Genomic DNA, 19,612 nt, shown 5'->3' with positions numbered 1-19,612 from the left:
CCAGAAGGAGTTTTTTACACAATGCTGTTACACCGAAAATCCGTCGAACTGCTTGCCCCGGCGGGCACATGGGATGCCATGACCGCAGGCATTGCAGCGGGTGCGGATGCCGTCTATCTCGGCGGCAAACATTTCAATATGCGTCTGCATGAGGGCGACTTCAATTTCGATGACGAGCGCCTGAAGGCAGCCGTGGACTATGCGCACGCGCACAATGTTGAGCTCTACATCACGCTCAACAACCTCATCAGCAACGAGGAGCTGCCCGCGCTGCGCGAATACCTCGCCTACCTCAACGAGATCCGTCCCGACGCGATCCTCGTCCAGGACTTCGCCGTGCTCGAACTCGTACACGAGATGGGCATCACCGTCCCCCTGCACACCTCCGTCATGATGAATACGCACAACGAACACGCCATCGAAAAACTCAAGGAGTACGGCATCACGCGCATCGTCGTCGGGCGCGAGATGACGCTCTCCGAACTCGCACTTTTCCGCACGCGCACGGGCATAGAGGTCGAGTACTTCATGCACGGCGATATGTGCATCTCCGAAAGCGGACAGTGCATCCACTCGGGCGTGCTCTTCGGACAGAGCGGCAACCGCGGACGCTGCATGAAGATCTGCCGCTGGCCGTTCGCCCTCATCGATGAGACGACAGGAGAAGTGCTCGATGCGAACAGCCCTGGGCCGTACAAGCTCGCACTCAAGGATATGTGCATGTACCGCTCCATCCCCGCACTCATTCAGGCGGGGGTCTATTCGTTCAAAATCGAGGGGCGGATGCGTTCGCCCGAGTTCATCGCGCGGCTCGTCTCTACCTACCGCAAGGCGATTGATGCCTACATTGCAGACCCGAACGGCTATACAACGGATGAGGAGGGCTGGCGTACGCTCTACGACAATCGTGTACGCGACTACACGACGACGTTTGCATTCGGACAGCCGACCGCCGTCGATATCGGCATGACGGGCGAGCGCGAACCGCGCTTCTTCAGCCAGGCGATCGAAGAGGCGGGCTTTGCCGACGAGGTGCTGCGCGCCGAACGCCCGATTGAAAAGGAAAATGCGCCGAGCCGCCATCTCAGCGTTCGCGTCGGCACGGTCGATGCTGCGCGTGCGGCAGTGGATGCGGGTGCCGATACCGTCTACGTCGGCGGCGAGACATTCCGCCCCAACTGCCCGTGGAAGCTCACGGACTACGAGGATCTCGTCCGCTATGCAGCAGGACGCGCACGCGTCATCGTGAACACACCGCGCACGACCATGCGCCGTGAGTGCGGCGAACTCGAACAGTTCTTTGCCGCACTGAACGACATCGGCGTTGACGGCATCATGGTCGGCAACCTCGGCACGCTGAAGCTCGCACGCACGCTCACGAAGCTGCCTGTGCAGGCGGATCATTCGTTCAACATCTTTAACCACCTCGCAATCACCTTTCTCAAGGAGAACGGGCTCACAATGGCAACCGCCTCCTACGAGCTTTCGTTTCAGCAGCTGCGTCAGATCGTCGAGAACGCTGTGCTGCCCGTTGAGGCAGTCATCCACGGTGCATACGAGTCGATGATCTGCGACTACAATTTCCCCGCGATGTCGCTGCCGAACTACAGCGAGCTTGCTGCACCCGAGCTGTTGGATCGCCTCTACGCGTTCCGTGACGAGGCTGGCGGCGTGCACTCCATCCGCATCGACCAGTACGGGCGCAACCACCTCTACTTTGCAAAGGATCTGTGTCTCTATCCCTACCTGGAGAAGTTCAACGGACTCGGCTCCTATCGCATCGAGGCGCAGGACTATACGGCGGACGTGACCGCAGAGATCGTCCGCATCTACCGCGCTGCACTCGACCGCCTCGCGGCGGGCAGTGACGGTTTCCGAGCGGCAGACTTTGACCGCCTCACAGAGATTGCGCCGCGCCCCTTGGGCATCGGCACCTACCGTTTCCGCCAGAGCCGCAATTCCATTTGAACACCATAGAAAGCGTATTTCATGAACATCGACTCATCGAACGAGAACGGATACATCGGCGCAGCCGCCATCCTGGAAAAGAAGAAGAAATACATCATGCCCTGCCTCGGGCATTTCTACAGCGAGCCGCGCCAGATCGTACGCGGCGAGATGCAGTACCTCTACGACAGCGAGGGCAGGAAATATCTTGACTGCTTTGCGGGTGTCTCCGTCATCAACTGCGGGCACTGCAATCCCACGATCAATGCCGCCGTCACAGAGCAGCTGAACACGCTCCAACACGTCTGCAACATCTACCTTACGGAGAACTTCGTCAACCTTGCTGAGCAGCTTGCACGCATCACACCGGGAAAACTCCAAAAGAGCTTTTTCTGCTCCACGGGCACAGAGGCGAACGAGGGTGCAGCACTTCTCGCCCAGATTGCCACGGGCAGCAGCGAGCTCATCGCTCTGCGCGGCGGTCTCCACGGGCGCACGAAGCTCACGATGAGCCTCACGGGCATCTCCATGTGGCGCACCGACCCGAATCCCGTCGGCGGCATCCACTTTGTCAAAAATCCCTACTGCTACCGCTGCCCGCATCAGCATACGCCCGAGGAGTGCGGCATTGACTGCACCTACGAGCTCGAGGAAACGATCAAAAGCGCCACCTCGGGACGACCTGCCGCATTCATTGCAGAGAGCATTCAGGGCAATGCGGGCATCATCGTCCCGCCCAAGAACTACTTCAAACGCGTCAAGGAGATTCTCGACCACTACGGCGTACTCTTCATCGCGGACGAAGTGCAGACAGGCTTTGCGCGCACGGGCAAGATGTTCGCCATTGAGCATTTCGGCATTGCACCCGATATCATGACGATGGCAAAGGCACTCGGCAACGGTGCCCCCATCAGCGCATTCATCGCAACCCCCGAGGTCGCGGATACCTACACGAAGCCCGGCGCATCGACGCTCGGCGGCAACCCCGTCTCCACAACGGCGGGACTCGGTGTCATCCGCTATATCGAGGAGCATGATCTCATCGGGAATGCCGAGCGACGTGGGAAGCAGCTGCGTGCAGGCCTCAGGGAAATCCAAAAACGCCATCCCATCATCGGCGATGTGCGCGGACTCGGACTGATGGTCGGCGCAGAGTTCGTCCACGCGGACAAATCCCCCGCCGCCGCCGAACTGGATGCCGTGCTCGAAGGGCTGAAGAACCGCGGCTTTATCGTCGGCAAGAACGGCATCGGACGCAACGTCATGGCGTTTCAGCCGCCGCTCATCATCACCGAGGACAATATCAACGACGTACTGAACGCCGTAGAGCTCGTCCTCACGGAGAAAGGACTCTAAAGGGTGCATTATGGCAAAACGATACTACGATCTTACGGTCGCGGGCTGCAAGCGCAGCCTCCCCATCCTCAACCTGAGTGACAGTCTTGCGATTGCGGGCTTCGTCATGCTCGGCGATGTCGAACTCTGCGAAAGCTGTGCGCGTGAACTCGCAAAGAAGGTGCCCGCCGAAACCGAGATCATCATGACCGCCGAGACAAAGGGAATCCCCCTCGCGGCGGAGCTGGCACGCCAGCTTGGAATGCCCTACTACGTCACTGCACGCAAATCTGTTAAGGCGTACATGGAAGATCCCATCTGGGTCGAAGACGAATCCATCACAACGATGGGCAAGCAACGTCTCTACCTCATGAACACGGACATCGAGCGTATCAAGGGGCGCAAGGTGCTCCTGCTCGACGATGTCATCAGCACGGGCGGCTCCATGACGGCACTCGGCAATCTCGCCAAAAAGGCGGGTGTCCACATCGTCGGACAGGCAGCCGTCCTCGCCGAGGGCGATGCCGCAAAGCGCACGGACATCATCTTTCTTGAGGAGCTCCCGCTCTTTGAGGCAGAGTAGAGAGGATAGGTAGGCTTCCTTGCATCAATACCTCTTCTACATCGGAGACTTCCCCATCCGCTCGTACGGTGTCGTCATCTCCCTCTCCATCCTGCTCGCGACGGGTGTCGGCTACTTTCTCGCAAAGATGGACGGACGCGGCTATGAGAAGCACGTTCCCGATCTCGGCATCTACTGCGGCATCGCGGGACTCCTCGGCGCGCGGCTCTGGGACGTGTTCTTCTTCGACTGGGACTACTACCAGCACCACCTGACCGAGATTCTGAACGTCTGGCAGGGCGGCATGGCGATCCAGGGCGGTGTCTTTCTCGGGGTGCTCGTCGGCATCCTCTACAGCCGGAAACACAAGCTCGACACCATCCACTTTATGGACATTGCCGCACCTGCGATTGTCCTCGGACAGGCACTCGGCCGCTGCGCGAACCTCCTCAACGGGGATGCCTTCGGCGCACCGACAGGCAGCAGTTACGGCATTCTCTACCCCGACACCACCCTCGCGCACCACACCTACGGTGCGCAGCCGCTCTGGCCGGCGGAGGTCTGGGAGGGGCAGCTCGACATCGTCATCTTTGCCCTGCTGCTCATCTTCCGCGCACGCGGACACGCACGCGGACAGTGCTTCGCCCTCTACGTCATGCTCTACAGCCTCGTGCGCTTCGCGCTCGAATACCTGCGCGGCGACTATACGGAGAAATACCTCGGGCTCTTTACCAGTGCCCAAATGACCAGTCTCGGCTTCGGTCTTGTCGCCCTTGCGATCTTCCTCTGGCTCGGACTGCGTGGGACACCCGCCATAGAGAATGTTCCCGAGAACACATCCACACAATCTAAAAAAAATAAACGTAGGAAATAATTTTAGCCCCGATCAGCGAAAAGCGTTGATCGGGGCTGTTTTCATAGATGATATGAAATTACAATCGTGCCATCCTCCAACGGATGAATGCGTGCGTGCACACCATAGAGCTCATAGATAAATTCATTCGTGAAAATCTCCTGCGGTGTCCCCTCCCTCAAGATTACACCGTCCTTCATCGCAATGATCCGATCGCAGTACGAGGCGGCGACATTGAGATCATGAATCGCGGCAATCACCGTCAGATTCATCTGCCGAATATTTTCCATGATCTCTAATTGGTAGCGAATGTCCAGATGATTGGTCGGCTCATCGAGAATCAGACACGCCGTCGACTGCGTAAGCGCCCGCGCGAGAAGGACGCGCTGCTGCTCGCCGCCCGACAGACTGGAAAAGGGCTGCTCCTCAAATGCCCCCATTCCTGTGAATGACAAATAGTGCTTGGCAAGTTTATAGTCCTCCTCATTATAGCTCTCCAGCATGCGCTTATGGGGGCTGCGCCCCATCAGAACGACCTCGAACACGCTGAAATCAAATGAAAAGGCATGATGCTGGGCAAGCACAGCCTGTTGTGTTGCCGTCTCGCGCACGGACAGATCACCCAGCCGCTCACCGCCAAGAAAGACGGCACCGGAATCCGGTTTGAGCACGCGATAGATGCACTTGAGAAGCGTACTCTTCCCGCTCCCGTTCGGACCAATAATGCCCACGAACTCTTTATTGTGTACCGCAAGAGAAATTTTATTCAGAATCTGCCGTTCATCAAAGCTCTTTTCCAGCTCTTCTACGCGAATATCCATCGTATGCTCACCCCACCTACGCGCCGCCAAAGCCATACGTCCGCTTCACCATCAGATAGATAAAGCAGGGCGCCCCGATCATCGAGATCAGGATACCGATCGGAAGCTCGGTCTGTGGAATGATAATGCGGCAAAGCACATCTGCCCAGACGAGAAATATTGCCCCGGAGAGCGCCGCAATCGGCAGCAGCCTCCTGTGATCTGCACCAACCAGCATGCGGCTGACGTGCGGGACAATGAGCCCGACAAATCCGATCATGCCCGCCGCATAGACCGCAAATCCGACAATCAGAGCGCTGACCAGCAGATAGCCTTGCCGATAGAGATGCAGATCCACGCCGAGTGTGACCGCCGTATCATCTCCGAGGAGCATCAGATTCAAAATCTTTGACTGCGTGTAGAAAAAGAACGGCATGATGATGCTCATCGGAATCATCACCTGCAGGGTCGACCATTTCGCCCCCCCCATACTCCCCATCAGCCAATACGTAATGGATTGGATGCCGTCCTTATCGTTTGCAAAGTAGACAATGAAGCTCGAAAATGCGCTGCATACGGCGCTCAGTGCCATGCCCGCGAGCAGGAGCTTCACGGCATTTGCGCGCCCTCCCATATTCGCAATGAAAACAATCGCAAGGGAGATTGCAAAGGCACCGATAAACGCAGAAATGCCGACAAAATTTTCTCCGAGAGACACGCCGATGCCTAGCAGAATCGCTGCCGTTGCCCCTAGAGAAGCACCGGAGGAAACGCCAAGAATATAGGGGTCGGCAAGCGGATTTTTCACAATCGCCTGCATGATGACGCCCGATGTTGCAAGCCCCGCTCCGATGCACGCAGCCATGAGAATACGCGGCATGCGGAGCAGCCATACAATATCATGGAGTGCTCCCTGTCCCGGCGCATCGATCGGCACACCGCTGCGCAGGGAGTCATAAACCGCAGATACAACGTCTCCGACAGACAGAGACACCGTGCCAATCGTCAGTGCGCCCACCATGCTGACAAGCAAAATCAAAAACAATTCGAGAAGGATCACGCCTTGCCGCCAATCTTTGCGATTCATAATTCCGGATACAGCCCCCTTTTGATTGCGCGGATGCCATCCAATGTATTGACTGCCGGGGTATACATGTACCAGAACGGCAGCATGTAGATGCGCTTATTTTTCGATGCCTTCAACGAATTAAAGCGCACATCTCCTAAAAACTCCTCCGCGTACTTTCCATGTTGAGGATTGAAATACGCTACAAATATGACATCCGGATCATACGCAAACAACACCTCTTCGCTCACACGCCGACTGGTAACGGGCATATGCCCTCCCAGACGCTTTACCATATCTCCTACGAGCCACCCATCATCATAATTTGTAATCGCCCTTCCATTGATTTCTATGACCATAACGTCCTGTGTTTTTTGCTGTGCGATCCACGCACTATCTTTGTCCAACTCCGCATAAATGGAGTGGATGAGGTCATCCGTCTGATCTTTTATTTCAAAAATCTGCCCAATATCATCCAAAAATTTGCATTCGTCCTCAATGGTACCGTACTTCAACACATGATTCGATGTCGCAGCAATGTAGGTATTAACCCCACGATCCTGCCACCATGAAACGGTTCCAAAACGTGACAATGTAAACGCGGACTGCCATCCCATTATAAAGTCCGGCGCATAGGCGACAACCTGCTCCCTATTCATTCCCTGCGGCGCAATATGCGGTACCTTCTCAAGCTCCTCAGGATACTCCTGCCGAATCCTCTCGTATGCACCGCTCGATGCACCGCTGATTGATGCAGCGACAATCCTATCGCCCTGTCCCAATGCCAACAATGACTCCAAAATGCTGCCCTCACTCACAAAGACGCGCGATGGTGTCCCCGTAAGATAGATTGAGTGCGGCTGCTTCGTCGTATCAAAGGTCTGTATCTCTATGGCACTCTGCCGCGTCTGGTCGATAAGCGCCTTTGTTTCAGACTCATCCATATATATGGACGAGTGCTCTCTCCCGAGTAAAAGTATCACGATCATCATGAGAACGACCGATAAGCTCGAAATTCTTTTCATAAACAGAGCCCTCAAACACAATGGCAAGCAGTCAAAAAAGTGCCGCTTGCCATCATGAACCTATATTTTAGAATGTGTATTTCGCGCCAATCACAAACGAACGACCGGGCATAGCCGCAGAGCCGATGCCATTGCGTGCGTTATACGTCGTTTCATATGCTTGATTCGTGAGATTGCTGACCACCATATATACGTTGAAATCTTTCGCCACCTGATAGTTGATATTCCAGTCGAGGAGAAGGAATTGCCGCGAGGTGAATGCGCTCGTGTTATTCCCTGTATACCAGTTTGCAAGCAATCCGGTATAGAGCTTCCGATTTTCATAGGAAAGATTCAGTGCATAATGATTTGCGGGACGCAGACGATTGATCTGCACATTGATATCATCAGCACTGACATATCCCCAGTTCGGATCGATTCTCATACCGTCTTTTGCCGACCATTTATCATACATGTGATCGTATGAGGCACTCAAGGTCACATGCGGGTCAAACTGGTGATCTAGCGTTATGTTGAAGGAAGTCTTCTTTTCCCGCGCATTGACTGCCGTTGCTGCAAAATCATTCTTTTTAACCGACCAAATAGGAAGGGTCGCGACAGCATTGGTCATATCTGTCCAGTTGTAGTTCACGCCGATGGAGGTCTTATTGCCGAGCAGCTTTTGCATGCCGATCGTCATTACATGACCTTCCTCATCCTCCAACATGTTCGGATATTCCCCGTTTGCAGTTGAATAGTCGCCCTCGCGCAGCGGGCGAAAAATACGAGTCCATCCAAAATACATGCTCATCGTATCATCGAACATATACTGTGTATTGAGCGCATAGGTCAGTGCGCTTGTCTTGCCCTTTCCCTGTTTTGTATCGTTGGAATTTGTATTCTCAAAGGAACTATACTGCGAATAGCGCAGTGCCGGAGTAATATCCCACTTGTCCGATACATGGATCTTATCCTGCACATATCCCATTATTGTGTCACGGGACAGATGTGTGACAGAATAGTCGCCCGCTCTCCGGTTGCGCCAGCTATAATGTTTCGCCTTATCATAATTGATGTCTGCAATAATATCATGCTTTCCAAGCGACTTTGCATATTGCAGCTCTATTCCGCTGTTTTCCTCACGGTGCCAGTCCGTAACAGGCGAAACGCCGCCCGTCTTGGCTACCCATTCATCCATCGCCTTTTTATCCCCACCAGGGAACGGTGCCAGATGTTCCTTCATCCACGCATACATTTGCTCATAAGTAGTTCCCATCGGGAACGTATTGTTGTATTCATCATAGCCTACACCGGCGCCATTTCCGCCGCCGCCACCAAACAGGGAGAATTGGAATGCACCTCGTCCCCTATAAATGTGGTTCTGATAATAGGCGCGAACAAAGCTCTCCATTCCCTTATCTTTATTGAAAGTATATACCAAATCCCAGTCGTTATTGTTAAAGTCGTTGGAGATGTCATACATATATCGTGTCAGATAGATATTGTGATACCCCGGCTGACGCTGATCCGTCCACCACTGTCCCTTTTCTGTGAGCTTGTGGTTCGAATCATAGCGCCCCACGACGACCTCGAATAAAATGCGATACCAATCTCTTTCATTCCAATACTTTGCACTCGGTGTTGCAACGGGATAACCATCCCGTCCGCTTTTGTGGTTATACCATAATTTCAAGTTATGCTTTTTGTCAAAATCCTTATCAATTCTAATATTTGCACCGTCTTCTTTATAACGAGAACCCGGCAGACGAATGATATCTCCCGTCTGTCCATCCTTGAATTCTGTATCACCGGACATTGTGCGATTCATCGAAACAAAATAATGCAGGGAGTTATCATTATCCAGAGAGCCGGAGTAGCTAAATGAATAATTGTGCTTATTCCACGACCCGCTTGCCAAATCAATCGTCCCAACTGTGCTGTAGCCCCCCTTACGTGTGATGATATTGATCACACCGCCAGTTGCATCCGGTCCGTAAGCTGAGGCGCCGGATCCCTTGATCACTTCGATCTTTTCGATATTTTCCATATTCGTGACCTGATCGAGATTGACGCCCGTGGATTTTGTACCGCGCCGGCTCGAATCACTGATCCGTTGACTCGCAGCATTGTCAACGCGGCGTCCATCGACCAGAATAATGACGCGCGAATCACCATTGATCAGAACGCCGTTGTTATACGCTACGTATCCATACTCACCGCCGCGATACCCGGGATTCTGGAAGGTCACGCCGGGAATCCGCTTAATCGCCTCTGTCACATCCGTATAATGCCGCTTCTCAATCTCTTCCCTTGTAATGACCTTGACATCGCCGCCCGTGCGGTAGTAGGACTGTTCTGTTACCGTATCATTGAACTGGTTGACTGTCTGTTCTACCTCAACAACAATGTTATCAATCGTATAATGCTGAAGATTTTCATCATATCCTGCATGCGCTAAGTTCTGTCCCAAGCCTGTGCCGACAATCGCTGCCAGAATCGACAGAGTAAGATGCCTTTTTTTCATAAAGATTTTCCCCCTCTTAATGGGCAGTATTTCCCTCTCCCATTATGTCCGCTACCACACTCTCTATTGGCAATGAGAAAATCACCTCAGGATTTGTGTTGATGACCCCCTCATATCCAAACGTAACATCCAGACAGATTTGTTCATGAAAAGCGCAAACAAAAAGCCTTCTTGCTCTCCGGCAAAAAGGCATACGAAACACATAAAAATAATCGTGCCTTCCTGTCTCTCGCAGGGACGATACAGCGTTCCAATCGGGCAGTTCTTCTGGCTCTGCATCCTCGTCTTCCTCGCCTTCCCGGTTTCCCAGTGACGTATTGAGGTCGACTCTGCATTACAGCTGCGGGACAGCGCAGGTCTTTCACCTGCTTCTCTATTAAGTGCAACGCACACCCGATTAGCAAAGTATTCAATTGTGATTTTATTCCCAAAATCCTCCTGTAGATTATCATAGAATAAATAAAACGTCAAGGAAATTTAATCGAAATCAATGTATTTTAGGAATCGCTGATAAAATGAAGTCTGCCAGATTGGCGTAGATTTTTCGTCCGAACAAGGAGGCAAACTGGACGCATAGCCAAAGCTATGTGGAGGATCGAGGGCACAGTGCGGGCAAAAAAGATGCGTCAAGATGGCGTGGCTGAATTTATCAGTGCTTCCTTAAATGCACCGCATACGAGTTCCGCGAGATAATGTGCCGACGGCGCGAGCGCATTCAGATCAACCCGAAAGTTCGGATTGTGGAGCGCGGGGGAAAGCCCCGTGCCGACGAGGACGAACATCCCCGGTACTTTCTCCTGATAGAAGGCAAAGTCCTCACCACCGAGCGACTTTGGTGCGGGAACTACATTCAGATTGCGTTCCTTTGCTTTTTCCTCTGCATACGCCGCCCAAAAGCCATCGTTGAGCGTTGCCGGCGGACCTTCATACCAGTCCGTCTCTACCGTCGCGCCATACGCCGCCGCCAACTGCTCCGCAAGCGCACAGACACGCCCTCGGATGCGTGCCCGATCCTGCGCATCCATGCTGCGCGTCGTCCCCTCGATGAGAGCCTCCTCAGGAATGACATTCCACGTATTCCCCGCCTCGATATGCGTGACACTCACAAGCCCTGCGGAGAACGGATTGAGATTGCGTGCGACAACCGTCTGTACCGACTGCACAAATGCTGCCGCCAGCGGAATCGGATCCACCCCCGCCTCGGGATGTGCGGCGTGTGTCCCCTTGCCGCGAAAGCGGAACACAAAGCGATCCACCGCCGCCATCACCGCACCTGCCGTGATGCCGACCGTGCCTACCTCGAGGAGCGGCGATGCGTGCAGCCCGAAGATTGCCGCAACATCCTGCAGAGCCCCCGCCTCGATGAGTACCTTCGCCCCGCCCGGAGCCTCCTCTGCGGGCTGGAAGAAGATGCGCACACGTCCCGCGAGCTTCGCCTCACGCTGCTTGAGCAGCAACGCTGCACCGAGCACCGCAGCAATGTGAAAATCGTGCCCACAGGCGTGCATACGCCTTGCATGCTCCGAGCGATACCGTAGATCCGTCTGTTCCTCGATGGGCAGCGCGTCGATATCACTGCGCAGGGCAACGATGGTCTCACCTGCGCCGACATCCGCAACAAGCCCCGTCTTGAGCGGCAGATCCAGAATACGGATTCCCGCACGTTCCAAGGATGCACGGATGCGCTTAGTGGTTTCAACTTCTTCGTAGGAAAGCTCAGGATGGCGATGAAACCATTGAAACTCTTCTGCGATATAGGCTTCGATGTTTTCAATTGCTGCCATAGTTCTCTTCCTTTCAAACAGTAAATTCATATATTCTTTATATGTTATTGTGGTATTATACAAGCTGTATATTCTTTTGTCAATCATGTTTTCCTATATTTTTTCTATGCTTATAGGAATCGCTGATAAAATAGACCCTCAGATTGGCGTAGATTTTTTCGTCCGAACAAGGAGGCAAACCGGACGCATAGCCAAAGCTATGTGGAGGATCGAGGGCACAGTGCGGGCAAAAAAGATGCGTCAAGATGGCGCGGCTGAATTTATCAGTGCTTCCTATACACGCAAAAATCCGGCATCCGTCTTTCAGACAGATGCCGGATCTTCGTATGAACAGAGGCCTTTATCCCTGCAAGTCCTCAATATGCACCATACGCTTACAGATCCGCTGTGCCAACGCCTCATTGTGCGTGATGGCAATGAGCATGGTGCGGTTTTTCTCGATCTCGCGCAGGATCACCGACCAGATCTGCGCCTGCGTGATCGGGTCAAGGCTCGCCGTGATCTCGTCGGCAATGAGCACGCGCGTCTTTGGACTGAGCGCACGCAGGATCGAGAGCCGCTGCAGCTGACCGCCCGAGAGCTCGTTCGGCCAGCGTGTGAGCCAATCAGGCTCGGCGCCGATCGCCCTGAGGAGTTCATCCGGCACATCCCATGCTTCGCTCAGGGAATCCTTCACCTTCCAGCGCGGATCCATCGCCTTTTCCGGATGCTGATAGATGAGCTGGATGGGATTGTAACCGCCCTTCGGCAAGGCTGCACCGTCCAATGCAATAGACCCTTCCTGCAGCGGCAGATAGCCTGCAAGGAGCAGCGCGAGCGTGCTCTTGCCGCGCCCGCTTGATCCTAAAAGAGCGAGCCGCTCCCCGTCTGCAATATGCAAAGATATATTCTGCAGAACGGGAGCGTTCATCCCATAGCGATAGGAGAGATTCTTCACATCGAGCATCTCATGCACCTCCCGCTTCCGTCATCTGCCGCACCTCTTGCGCCGAATAGACCTTGAAACTGTTCTGCGGCAGGGCATGATAAAGCGCCTGTGTATAGGGATGCTGCAGCTCGCTGCCGTCGCCGCGAAATGCAGCCGCCGGAATCTGATCCACCGTCCGGCCTTCATAGAAAACGGCGACGGTGTCGGCGACCTCGACAGCGAGATCGATATCGTGCGTGATGAGCAGGATGCTCTTTCCCGCATCGGCAAGCTCACGCAGAAGCTGCAATGCCTCAACGGCGCTCTTGACATCCATGCCGGGCGTCGGCTCGTCCGCGATGATGAGGGCGGCGTCCGTGATGACAGCGGTCGAAAAGAGCACGCGCCGTGCCATGCCGCCCGAGAGCTGGAATGGATACAGGCGCTGAACCTTTTCCTCCAAGTGCAGCCGCCGGAATGTTGCCGCCATATCCACTGGAGAACCGTGAAGCCCACACACCTCTTCGCCAACGCGCATGAGCGGGTCGAGATATGTCACGGACTGCGGAATCAACGCCAGCTCCCGTCCGCGAAGCTCTTCCTGCCGCGCCGCATCCAGCGCGGTTCCGCGATAAAGCATCTCGCCGCTCGTCACGGCATTGTACGGCAGTATGCCGAGTACGGCATGCGCCAAAAGGCTCTTGCCGGAACCGCTTGCGCCGACGACGGCAAGGATCTCTCCCGTCGTCAGACGCAGATTGACGCCGTGCATCCCTGTCACCAGCGTATGCTTCAACGCACCCTGATACATGCGGAAGGACACGGACAGATTCTTTACTTCGAGAAGTTCTTGTCCCATAAAGCCTCCTATTTCTGTCCAGACTGCGGATCAAGAATATCGCGCAGCGTCTCGCCGAGACGATCAAAGATCAGTACGACCAGCAGCAGCAAGAAGCCGGGGAAAAACGCCAACCACCACATGCCGAGCGCCAGATAGCTCATGGACTCCGACAAGATGATGCCGATGGCCGGCATATCGAGCGGCAGTCCGTAGCCGAGGAAGCTGATTGCCGCCTCATGCATGATCGCATGGGGAAAGAGCAGAACGAGCCCGATGATGTACTGCGGCAGCACATGTGGTACGAAATGCCGCCGTGCCACAGTCACCCACGAGTACCCGTACTGCCGTGCCGCCAGAACATAAGGCTGCGAGCGCAGCTGCATGACTTCCGCACGGATGACGCGCGTCAGACGCGGCCAGTGCGTGACGATGACGCCGATGGATACGCCGAGGATGCCTCCGCCCATCATCACCGAAATCATGAGGATGAGCAGGATGTGCGGAATCCCCATGCAGAGATCGACGAGCCAGAGAATGAAGCGATCCACCTTGCCGCCGAATGCCGCCGACAGCGTTCCGAGAAGGAGTGCGATGCAGGAGCTGAAAAATGCGGCGGCAAAGCCGATCTGCAGACTGATCGACATGCCCTTGACGGAGCGCAGGAACATGTCGCGCCCCATATCGTCCGTACCAAAGGGATGCAGGACGGACGGCGCAAGATTCTTCTGCCCAAAGTCGACGGCATAGGAACTCTCATCCATCGTCGTACCCCAGAGGAGCAGGCCCAAAATGAACAGGGTCGCAAACACGGCAAAGATGAGTCGGCGCTGGCGGACACTCAGCCCGCTGCGAGAGAGGGAAAGAGCCTTGCTCATGACGTCCCCCTCCCCTCGCGCAGCTGCGGATCCACAACGCCATACAGGATGTTGGCGATGAGATTGCCGACGAAGATGAACACCGCGCTGAAGATTGCGATGCCAAGCAGCAGCGAAAGATCGCCGCGCAGCCCCGCCAGCGTGACCGTACTGCCCAGTCCCGGGTAGGAGAACACCGTCTCGGCGAGAATCGCTCCGCCGAACAGCTCATTGAAGGAAGCAAACTGCAAGGTGATCGCGGGCATCAGAATGTTTCGCAGACCATGCCGCCGCACGCGCTGCCAGAGCGTCTCGCCGCGCGCCTCCGCGAAGAGCATGTAGTTCGTCCCCATCACCTCGATCATCTTTTCACGCGTCTGCAGCGCGATGGCAGAAATCCCCGTGACGCTGAGCGTCAACGCCGGCAAAATCAGATGATGAATCTGATCGGCCAGCGTCACCTCCTCATGCAATTTTCCAATAGGAGCGGCGAGCGCCAGCGGAAACCACTGCAGCTTGACCGCGAAGATCATGAGGAACAAAAGCCCGAGCCAGAAGACCGGTACGGAGACGCACAGAAGAGAGAACCCCTGAACCGCCTTGTCCAGCCGGCTGCCGCGGTACATTCCTGCGAGAACGCCGAGCACGAAGCCGACCGCACCGGAGAGCGTCCACGCCGTCATCATGAGAAGCAGCGTCAGACGGAATTTCTCCCCGATGACTTCCAGTACGGGCGCACGATAGATGAACGACGTGCCGAAATCACCGTGCAGAATATTCCCCGCCCAAAGCAGAAAGCGCTCCAGCGGCGGCTTGTCAAAGCCCCAATAGGCGGCGACGAGCGCATGCTGCTCCGCCGATGCCGCCTTATTGATGAAGTACGCGTCGATGGGGTCGATGGGCGAATTGGCGAGCAGGATAAAACTGATGACGCTCACCGCAGCCAGGAGGAGCACAAGCCGAAAAAGATTGCCTCCAAGAAAGCAGAAGATTCTCTTATCCATTTACTTCCTCCACTGCCATTCGTCAAGTGTTATAAGGATCCCCATGCCCTGTCCGCGCTCACCCGCACGCAGCTGACCGAGATCGAGCTGATTGTTGACGAAATACGGCATCTGAACCGTCGCAATCCAAAGATAGGGGATATCGACCTTCGGCCCTGTCATGCCATCCCACTGTGCCGCACGGAACTCGCGCAGCATCTCCTCATCGGTCGCAGCGGCAAGTGCCCGATCGATATGCACATCAACCGTCGGGTTGCGATACATGGCAGAGTTGTTGATGACATTCACCCCGACCTGCGAGGAATGGAAATAATTGTAGATCACTTGCGGCGTATAGTCGCCGCCCGCCCATACCGTCGGGATGTTGCGCGCTATCTTGCGGGCCTCCGACCATGGCGTCGACTTTGCGATGATGTTGATGCCGAGCTTCTTCGCATCCTGTGCAAGCGCCACCGCTGTATTGTAGCGCTGCAGGTCATTGGAACGGCCATTGATGACGAATTCCGCCTTCTGACCGTTCTTCTCGCGAATGCCGTCGCCGTCCGTATCCACCCAGCCCGCAGCCTCAAGGATCTTCACTGCTTCGTCCACGCGGTTGTCCGATTCCTGCAAATCGTTATTCGCCCAAGAAAGAGCTTCCGCAAAATTCATCGTCGGCTTTCCGAAGCCGCCGAGCGCATTCTCGATGATCGTCTTGCGGTCGATGCCGATGTTCAGTGCCTGGCGGATGGCAGGATCGCTCGTCACATTGTTGCCGACCAGCATGCCGTTTTCGTCATGCTCCGGCTCCTGCGGCATATTGACGCAGAAGCTGTCGATGGTGTCCATCACTACCAATTTCATATTCGGCACGCTTGCCGCCGCAAATTCGGGCGGTGCAAAGACGAGATCGACCTGTCCGGACTGCGCTGCTGCAAGCACAGCATCATTGCCCAGATTCAGCGCCGTCACCTTTTTCAGCTTCGGCTTTTCTCCGTAATAATATTCGTTCGGCTCCATCACAAGCTGCTGTTCCTTTTGGAACGAGACGACCTTCCAGGGACCGCTGCCGACCGGCGCCGTCGCATACCCTTCTTTATAGGCGTGCTTCGGCACAATGCCGAGGGATGCCGCCGTTTCGAGGAAAACAGACCACGGGCGTGACAGCTTGAACTCCACCTGCGTCGGGGACAGGGCGCGCACCGACTCCATCGCGGTCAGATCCACGGCGCTGGCCGCCTTCTTCGCCGTTTCGTAGGTAAAGACGACATCCTCTGCCGTCAGCGGCTGACCGTCAGAGAATTTCGCATCATCCCGGATCGTAAAGGTATACTTCAGCCCATCCTCTGAACGTTCAACGTTTGTAGCCAGCTCCTTGATGAGCTGATTCTTTTCATCATGTCCCATCAATGCGCTGTGGAACGGATCCGGCCCCCAGAGACCCCATCCCATCGTCGGATCGAAACCCTCGCCTACCATATACTTGCCGACCGAGATCACGATTTCGCCCTTCTCTGCGCGCTCGTTTTTCGCCTGATCCGCGCCTCCGCAGCCGACGGTGAGCATCATCATCGCCGCCAGCAGAAACATACAAAGTTTCCTCACTGTCATGCCTCCTCGCATATAACACCCAATACTCACAGCATACCTTCCTCCAGACAATCCTATCATTCTGCGCCTTCCATCCACCTCCTTCCATCACTTTCGCCCAGACATATAAAAAGCCTCTTTGCTAAAGAGCAAAAAGGCGCACGAAACACGAGCCACGCCTTCCTGTCTCTCGCAGGAATAATAACAGCGCTTCGATCGGGCAGTTCTTCTGGCTCTGCATCCTCGTCTTCCTCGCCTTCCCAGTTTCCCAGTGACATCATGAGGTCGACTCTGCATTACAGCTGCGGAACAGCGCAGGTCTTTCACCTGCTTCTCTATTAAGCGCAGCGCGCACCCGATCGGCAAAATATGGAATTATGATTTTAACGAGATTCGGGTTCAGCCTATCATACAATCTACAGGATGTCAATATGAAATGCGATTACTTATTAAGGAAGCACTGATAAATTCAGCCACGCCATCTTGATGTATCTTTTTTGCCCGCACTGTGTCGACAAATCCTCCACATAGTCCTTGCTATGCGTCCGGTTTGTCTCCTTGTTCGGACAAAAAATCTACGCCAATCTGACGGACTTCATTTTATCAGCGATTCCTTAAGAGACTTGATGCCCATATTTCATTCTTTTGAAAAATTCCCTTGACAGATTTTCGATCCCTTGTTATAATTCATTTTGTCGTTTGGACATGAGCGGCGAACAAATGGGGTTATAGCTCAGTTGGTTAGAGTGTCTCGTTGACATCGAGGAGGTCACAAGTTCGAATCTTGTTAACCCCACCATTTAATTTTTCATCCGCAAGTGTGCGGATTTTTTCATCTCAGGCTCACTTAGCTCAGTTGGTAGAGCATCTCCGTCACATGGAGGGGGTCGGGGGTTCGAATCCCTCAGTGAGCACCATTGTATATAACAGCCGTCCCGTGTGGGCGGTTTTTTTGTGCTTTCTTTTCCCCTATGCTATAATGGTAGCAAACAAAACGCTATTGGGGAGGTATATCATGTCAATCAAGGAAATTCGCCCAACGGATCTGACCGACAATGTATTCAAACTGATTGGTCAAGATTGGATGCTGGTCAGTGCAGTGCACGATGGAAAGACCAACGGAATGACGGCTTCATGGGGTGGTCTTGGCATCCTCTGGGCGCGTCCCGTCGCCTATATTTTCATTCGTCCGACACGCTACACGAAGGAGTTTGTCGATGCCTCAGATGGTATGACTCTCTCGATCTTTGAGCAGAAATACAAGCCCATGATGCAGTATTTTGGAACCGTATCGGGGCGCAACGAGGATAAGATCGCAAAGCAGGGGCTTACGCTGAAGGAACACGGTGCTTATACGTACTTTGAGGAGGCGCGTCTCACTCTGCTCACGAAAAAACTCTATGCGCAGCCGTTGGATAAGTCCTTCTTCACATATGCCGCTGTCAATGAACGAGAGGATTTCCCAAATACCTACTATCCGGAACATGACTATCACACAATGTATATTGCGGAGATCGAGAATGTCCTGATCAAGGAGTAAGTATGGCAACCAAAGACAAGGAAAATGCCGCGCGCATCCTTGCGCAGACAAGCCTCGCGCAGGGAATGAATGCAGAGGAGGTCGCCGAACTCCTCGCCTCAAGCGATGTCACACTGCGCACCTATCCGAAGGGAGCACTCATCTTCCATGACGGAGAGATGCCGCATGCGCTCTACATTCTGCTTGAGGGCGAGGTGCATATCCTCAAGGATACGTACTCGGGGCGGCAGATCTTCATCTCGGAAATCGACCGCCCGGGCGATCTGTTCGGCGAGGTCTACGAGGTGCTAAAGCGCCCATACGATATGTATGTCCGCGCTGTGACGAAGGTGAAGCTGCTCGAAGTGTCGAGCCGTCTCTTTGCCTTCGATGTGGGCGATGCGCCGCACCGCGCTGCGCTGATTGTGCAGCGAAACCTCATGAAGATCTTTGCAGAAAAAGCATACGGGATGCACACGAAACTCAAGATTCTCGCGAGCGGCACGCTGCGCGAGAAGATTGTCCGCTATCTGTTCCCTCACATCGACAAAGATGGGTGTGTGACACTCACGGTCAGCCGTGAGTTTATCGCCGCCTATCTCGCCGTCAGCCGTCCTGCCCTCTCGCGTGAGCTGGGTGCGATGCAGCGCGAGGGCATCATCGAGGCAAGAGGGCGGAGCATACGCATTCTGGATATGGAGCGTTTTGAGGGGTATCTGTAAATAAAGGAAGCACTGATAAATTCAGCCACGCCATCTTAGCGCATCTTTTTTGCCCGCTCAACGCTCGCAAATCCTCCACATAGCTCTGGCTATGCGTCCGGTTTGCTGCCTCAATCGGACAGAAAAATCTGTGCCAATCTGAGGGTCTATTTTATCAGCGATTCCTAAAGAGTCTTTCCAAGAAAAAAGAGATTCCAAACGTCGAACGTGACGAATGGAATCTCTTTTTTAGTGTATGAACCACATCCGCGCAATGCGTCCCTTAACGGCATATCAGCTTCCCCCGTCGCTACGGGGGAAGTGGCACACCGAAGGTGTGTC

At 54.4% G+C, this 19,612-nt stretch carries 17 protein-coding genes, 2 tRNA genes and 2 riboswitches; of the genes, 8 read left to right on the top strand and 11 right to left on the bottom strand.

All coding sequences use genetic code 11. The features are described 5' to 3' along the window. Nucleotides 1-21: 21 nt before the first annotated feature. From ACO6BQ_RS02155 to lgt, 4 genes are read left to right on the top strand one after another with little or no spacing between them, the layout of a single operon-like run. On the top strand, nt 22-1,968 hold the full coding sequence (locus tag ACO6BQ_RS02155; protein ID WP_489119278.1) for a peptidase U32 family protein: 1,947 nt from the start codon (nt 22-24) through the stop codon (nt 1,966-1,968). Between the two features lie 21 nt (nt 1,969-1,989). Then, the gene (locus tag ACO6BQ_RS02150; protein ID WP_489119276.1) at nt 1,990-3,303 is read left to right on the top strand and encodes an aspartate aminotransferase family protein; all 1,314 of its coding nucleotides are present in this window, start codon (nt 1,990-1,992) and stop codon (nt 3,301-3,303) included. A gap of 10 nt (nt 3,304-3,313) precedes the next feature. After that, nucleotides 3,314-3,865: a phosphoribosyltransferase family protein gene (locus tag ACO6BQ_RS02145; protein ID WP_489119274.1), complete on the top strand. Its 552-nt coding sequence runs from the start codon at nt 3,314-3,316 to the stop codon at nt 3,863-3,865. A 19-nt stretch (nt 3,866-3,884) separates the two neighbouring features. Then, nucleotides 3,885-4,718, top strand: coding sequence for a prolipoprotein diacylglyceryl transferase (gene lgt / locus ACO6BQ_RS02140; RefSeq protein WP_489119272.1), 834 nt, complete (start codon nt 3,885-3,887; stop codon nt 4,716-4,718). A gap of 41 nt (nt 4,719-4,759) precedes the next feature. Here lgt and ACO6BQ_RS02135 read toward each other — a convergent pair whose 3' ends face one another. The 11 genes from ACO6BQ_RS02135 to ACO6BQ_RS02085 form a co-directional block, all read right to left on the bottom strand. After that, nucleotides 4,760-5,518: an ABC transporter ATP-binding protein gene (locus ACO6BQ_RS02135; protein ID WP_489119291.1), complete on the bottom strand. Its 759-nt coding sequence runs from the start codon at nt 5,516-5,518 to the stop codon at nt 4,760-4,762. Between the two features lie 16 nt (nt 5,519-5,534). After that, entirely contained in the window at nt 5,535-6,584 is a 1,050-nt protein-coding gene (locus tag ACO6BQ_RS02130; RefSeq protein ID WP_489119270.1) for a FecCD family ABC transporter permease, read from the bottom strand. After that, entirely contained in the window at nt 6,581-7,588 is a 1,008-nt protein-coding gene (locus ACO6BQ_RS02125; RefSeq protein WP_489119268.1) for an ABC transporter substrate-binding protein, read from the bottom strand. The genes ACO6BQ_RS02130 and ACO6BQ_RS02125 overlap by 4 nt, the downstream gene beginning before the upstream one ends. Nucleotides 7,589-7,655: 67 nt before the next feature. Further along, nucleotides 7,656-10,091, bottom strand: coding sequence for a TonB-dependent receptor domain-containing protein (locus ACO6BQ_RS02120; protein WP_489119266.1), 2,436 nt, complete (start codon nt 10,089-10,091; stop codon nt 7,656-7,658). Between the two features lie 240 nt (nt 10,092-10,331). After that, nucleotides 10,332-10,503, bottom strand: a riboswitch (cobalamin riboswitch). A gap of 214 nt (nt 10,504-10,717) precedes the next feature. After that, nucleotides 10,718-11,875 (bottom strand): amidohydrolase, encoded by a 1,158-nt coding sequence (locus tag ACO6BQ_RS02115; RefSeq protein ID WP_489119264.1) that lies wholly within the window; start codon nt 11,873-11,875, stop codon nt 10,718-10,720. Nucleotides 11,876-12,215: 340 nt separating this feature from the next. Further along, nucleotides 12,216-12,821, bottom strand: a complete 606-nt coding sequence (locus tag ACO6BQ_RS02110) for an ABC transporter ATP-binding protein (RefSeq protein ID WP_489119262.1) — start codon at nt 12,819-12,821, stop codon at nt 12,216-12,218. Nucleotide 12,822: 1 nt separating this feature from the next. Further along, the gene (locus tag ACO6BQ_RS02105) at nt 12,823-13,641 is read right to left on the bottom strand and encodes an ATP-binding cassette domain-containing protein (protein WP_489119259.1); all 819 of its coding nucleotides are present in this window, start codon (nt 13,639-13,641) and stop codon (nt 12,823-12,825) included. Nucleotides 13,642-13,649: 8 nt separating this feature from the next. Next, entirely contained in the window at nt 13,650-14,498 is an 849-nt protein-coding gene (locus ACO6BQ_RS02100) for an ABC transporter permease (RefSeq protein WP_489119257.1), read from the bottom strand. After that, nucleotides 14,495-15,481, bottom strand: coding sequence for an ABC transporter permease (locus ACO6BQ_RS02095; RefSeq protein ID WP_315440355.1), 987 nt, complete (start codon nt 15,479-15,481; stop codon nt 14,495-14,497). Before ACO6BQ_RS02095 ends, ACO6BQ_RS02100 begins: the two co-directional genes overlap by 4 nt. Beyond that, the gene (locus ACO6BQ_RS02090; RefSeq protein WP_315440356.1) at nt 15,482-17,071 is read right to left on the bottom strand and encodes an ABC transporter substrate-binding protein; all 1,590 of its coding nucleotides are present in this window, start codon (nt 17,069-17,071) and stop codon (nt 15,482-15,484) included. A gap of 181 nt (nt 17,072-17,252) precedes the next feature. Next, nucleotides 17,253-17,424: riboswitch (cobalamin riboswitch) on the bottom strand. 75 nt (nt 17,425-17,499) lie between these two features. After that, complete coding sequence (locus tag ACO6BQ_RS02085) at nt 17,500-17,625, bottom strand: secretion protein HlyD (protein ID WP_315451520.1); 126 nt, start codon at nt 17,623-17,625, stop codon at nt 17,500-17,502. Nucleotides 17,626-17,772: 147 nt separating this feature from the next. Between ACO6BQ_RS02085 and ACO6BQ_RS02080 the strand changes: the two genes are divergently transcribed. The 4 genes from ACO6BQ_RS02080 (at nt 17,773) to ACO6BQ_RS02065 (ending at nt 19,291) form a co-directional block, all read left to right on the top strand. Then, nucleotides 17,773-17,849: transfer RNA gene (locus tag ACO6BQ_RS02080), tRNA-Val, on the top strand. 42 nt (nt 17,850-17,891) lie between these two features. After that, nucleotides 17,892-17,967, top strand: a tRNA-Val gene (locus ACO6BQ_RS02075). Nucleotides 17,968-18,065: 98 nt separating this feature from the next. Beyond that, nucleotides 18,066-18,590: a flavin reductase gene (locus tag ACO6BQ_RS02070; RefSeq protein ID WP_315451451.1), complete on the top strand. Its 525-nt coding sequence runs from the start codon at nt 18,066-18,068 to the stop codon at nt 18,588-18,590. A 2-nt stretch (nt 18,591-18,592) separates the two neighbouring features. Then, nucleotides 18,593-19,291 carry a Crp/Fnr family transcriptional regulator gene (locus ACO6BQ_RS02065; protein WP_489119254.1) on the top strand — a complete coding sequence of 233 codons (699 nt, stop codon included), beginning with the start codon at nt 18,593-18,595 and terminating at the stop codon, nt 19,289-19,291. The last annotated feature ends 321 nt before the right edge of the window (nt 19,292-19,612 follow it).

It is taken from the genome of Centipeda sp. (in: firmicutes) (genome assembly GCF_057271695.1).
Note: the sequence above shows the minus strand (reverse complement) of the source record. Positions and strands in the feature narration are given on the sequence as shown.

What these genes read in the sequence shown, in the direction of transcription:
- ACO6BQ_RS02090 (WP_315440356.1), bottom strand. Translation starts at nt 17,071, where the DNA reads ATGACAGTGAGGAAACTTTGTATGTTTCTGCTGGCGGCGATGATGATG.
- ACO6BQ_RS02145 (WP_489119274.1), top strand. Translation starts at nt 3,314, where the DNA reads ATGGCAAAACGATACTACGATCTTACGGTCGCGGGCTGCAAGCGCAGC.
- ACO6BQ_RS02125 (WP_489119268.1), bottom strand. Translation starts at nt 7,588, where the DNA reads ATGAAAAGAATTTCGAGCTTATCGGTCGTTCTCATGATGATCGTGATA.
- ACO6BQ_RS02115 (WP_489119264.1), bottom strand. Translation starts at nt 11,875, where the DNA reads ATGGCAGCAATTGAAAACATCGAAGCCTATATCGCAGAAGAGTTTCAA.
- ACO6BQ_RS02155 (WP_489119278.1), top strand. Translation starts at nt 22, where the DNA reads ATGCTGTTACACCGAAAATCCGTCGAACTGCTTGCCCCGGCGGGCACA.
- ACO6BQ_RS02135 (WP_489119291.1), bottom strand. Translation starts at nt 5,518, where the DNA reads ATGGATATTCGCGTAGAAGAGCTGGAAAAGAGCTTTGATGAACGGCAG.
- ACO6BQ_RS02105 (WP_489119259.1), bottom strand. Translation starts at nt 13,641, where the DNA reads ATGGGACAAGAACTTCTCGAAGTAAAGAATCTGTCCGTGTCCTTCCGC.
- ACO6BQ_RS02065 (WP_489119254.1), top strand. Translation starts at nt 18,593, where the DNA reads ATGGCAACCAAAGACAAGGAAAATGCCGCGCGCATCCTTGCGCAGACA.
- ACO6BQ_RS02095 (WP_315440355.1), bottom strand. Translation starts at nt 15,481, where the DNA reads ATGGATAAGAGAATCTTCTGCTTTCTTGGAGGCAATCTTTTTCGGCTT.
- ACO6BQ_RS02070 (WP_315451451.1), top strand. Translation starts at nt 18,066, where the DNA reads ATGTCAATCAAGGAAATTCGCCCAACGGATCTGACCGACAATGTATTC.
- ACO6BQ_RS02120 (WP_489119266.1), bottom strand. Translation starts at nt 10,091, where the DNA reads ATGAAAAAAAGGCATCTTACTCTGTCGATTCTGGCAGCGATTGTCGGC.
- ACO6BQ_RS02130 (WP_489119270.1), bottom strand. Translation starts at nt 6,584, where the DNA reads ATGAATCGCAAAGATTGGCGGCAAGGCGTGATCCTTCTCGAATTGTTT.
- ACO6BQ_RS02100 (WP_489119257.1), bottom strand. Translation starts at nt 14,498, where the DNA reads ATGAGCAAGGCTCTTTCCCTCTCTCGCAGCGGGCTGAGTGTCCGCCAG.
- ACO6BQ_RS02150 (WP_489119276.1), top strand. Translation starts at nt 1,990, where the DNA reads ATGAACATCGACTCATCGAACGAGAACGGATACATCGGCGCAGCCGCC.
- ACO6BQ_RS02110 (WP_489119262.1), bottom strand. Translation starts at nt 12,821, where the DNA reads ATGCTCGATGTGAAGAATCTCTCCTATCGCTATGGGATGAACGCTCCC.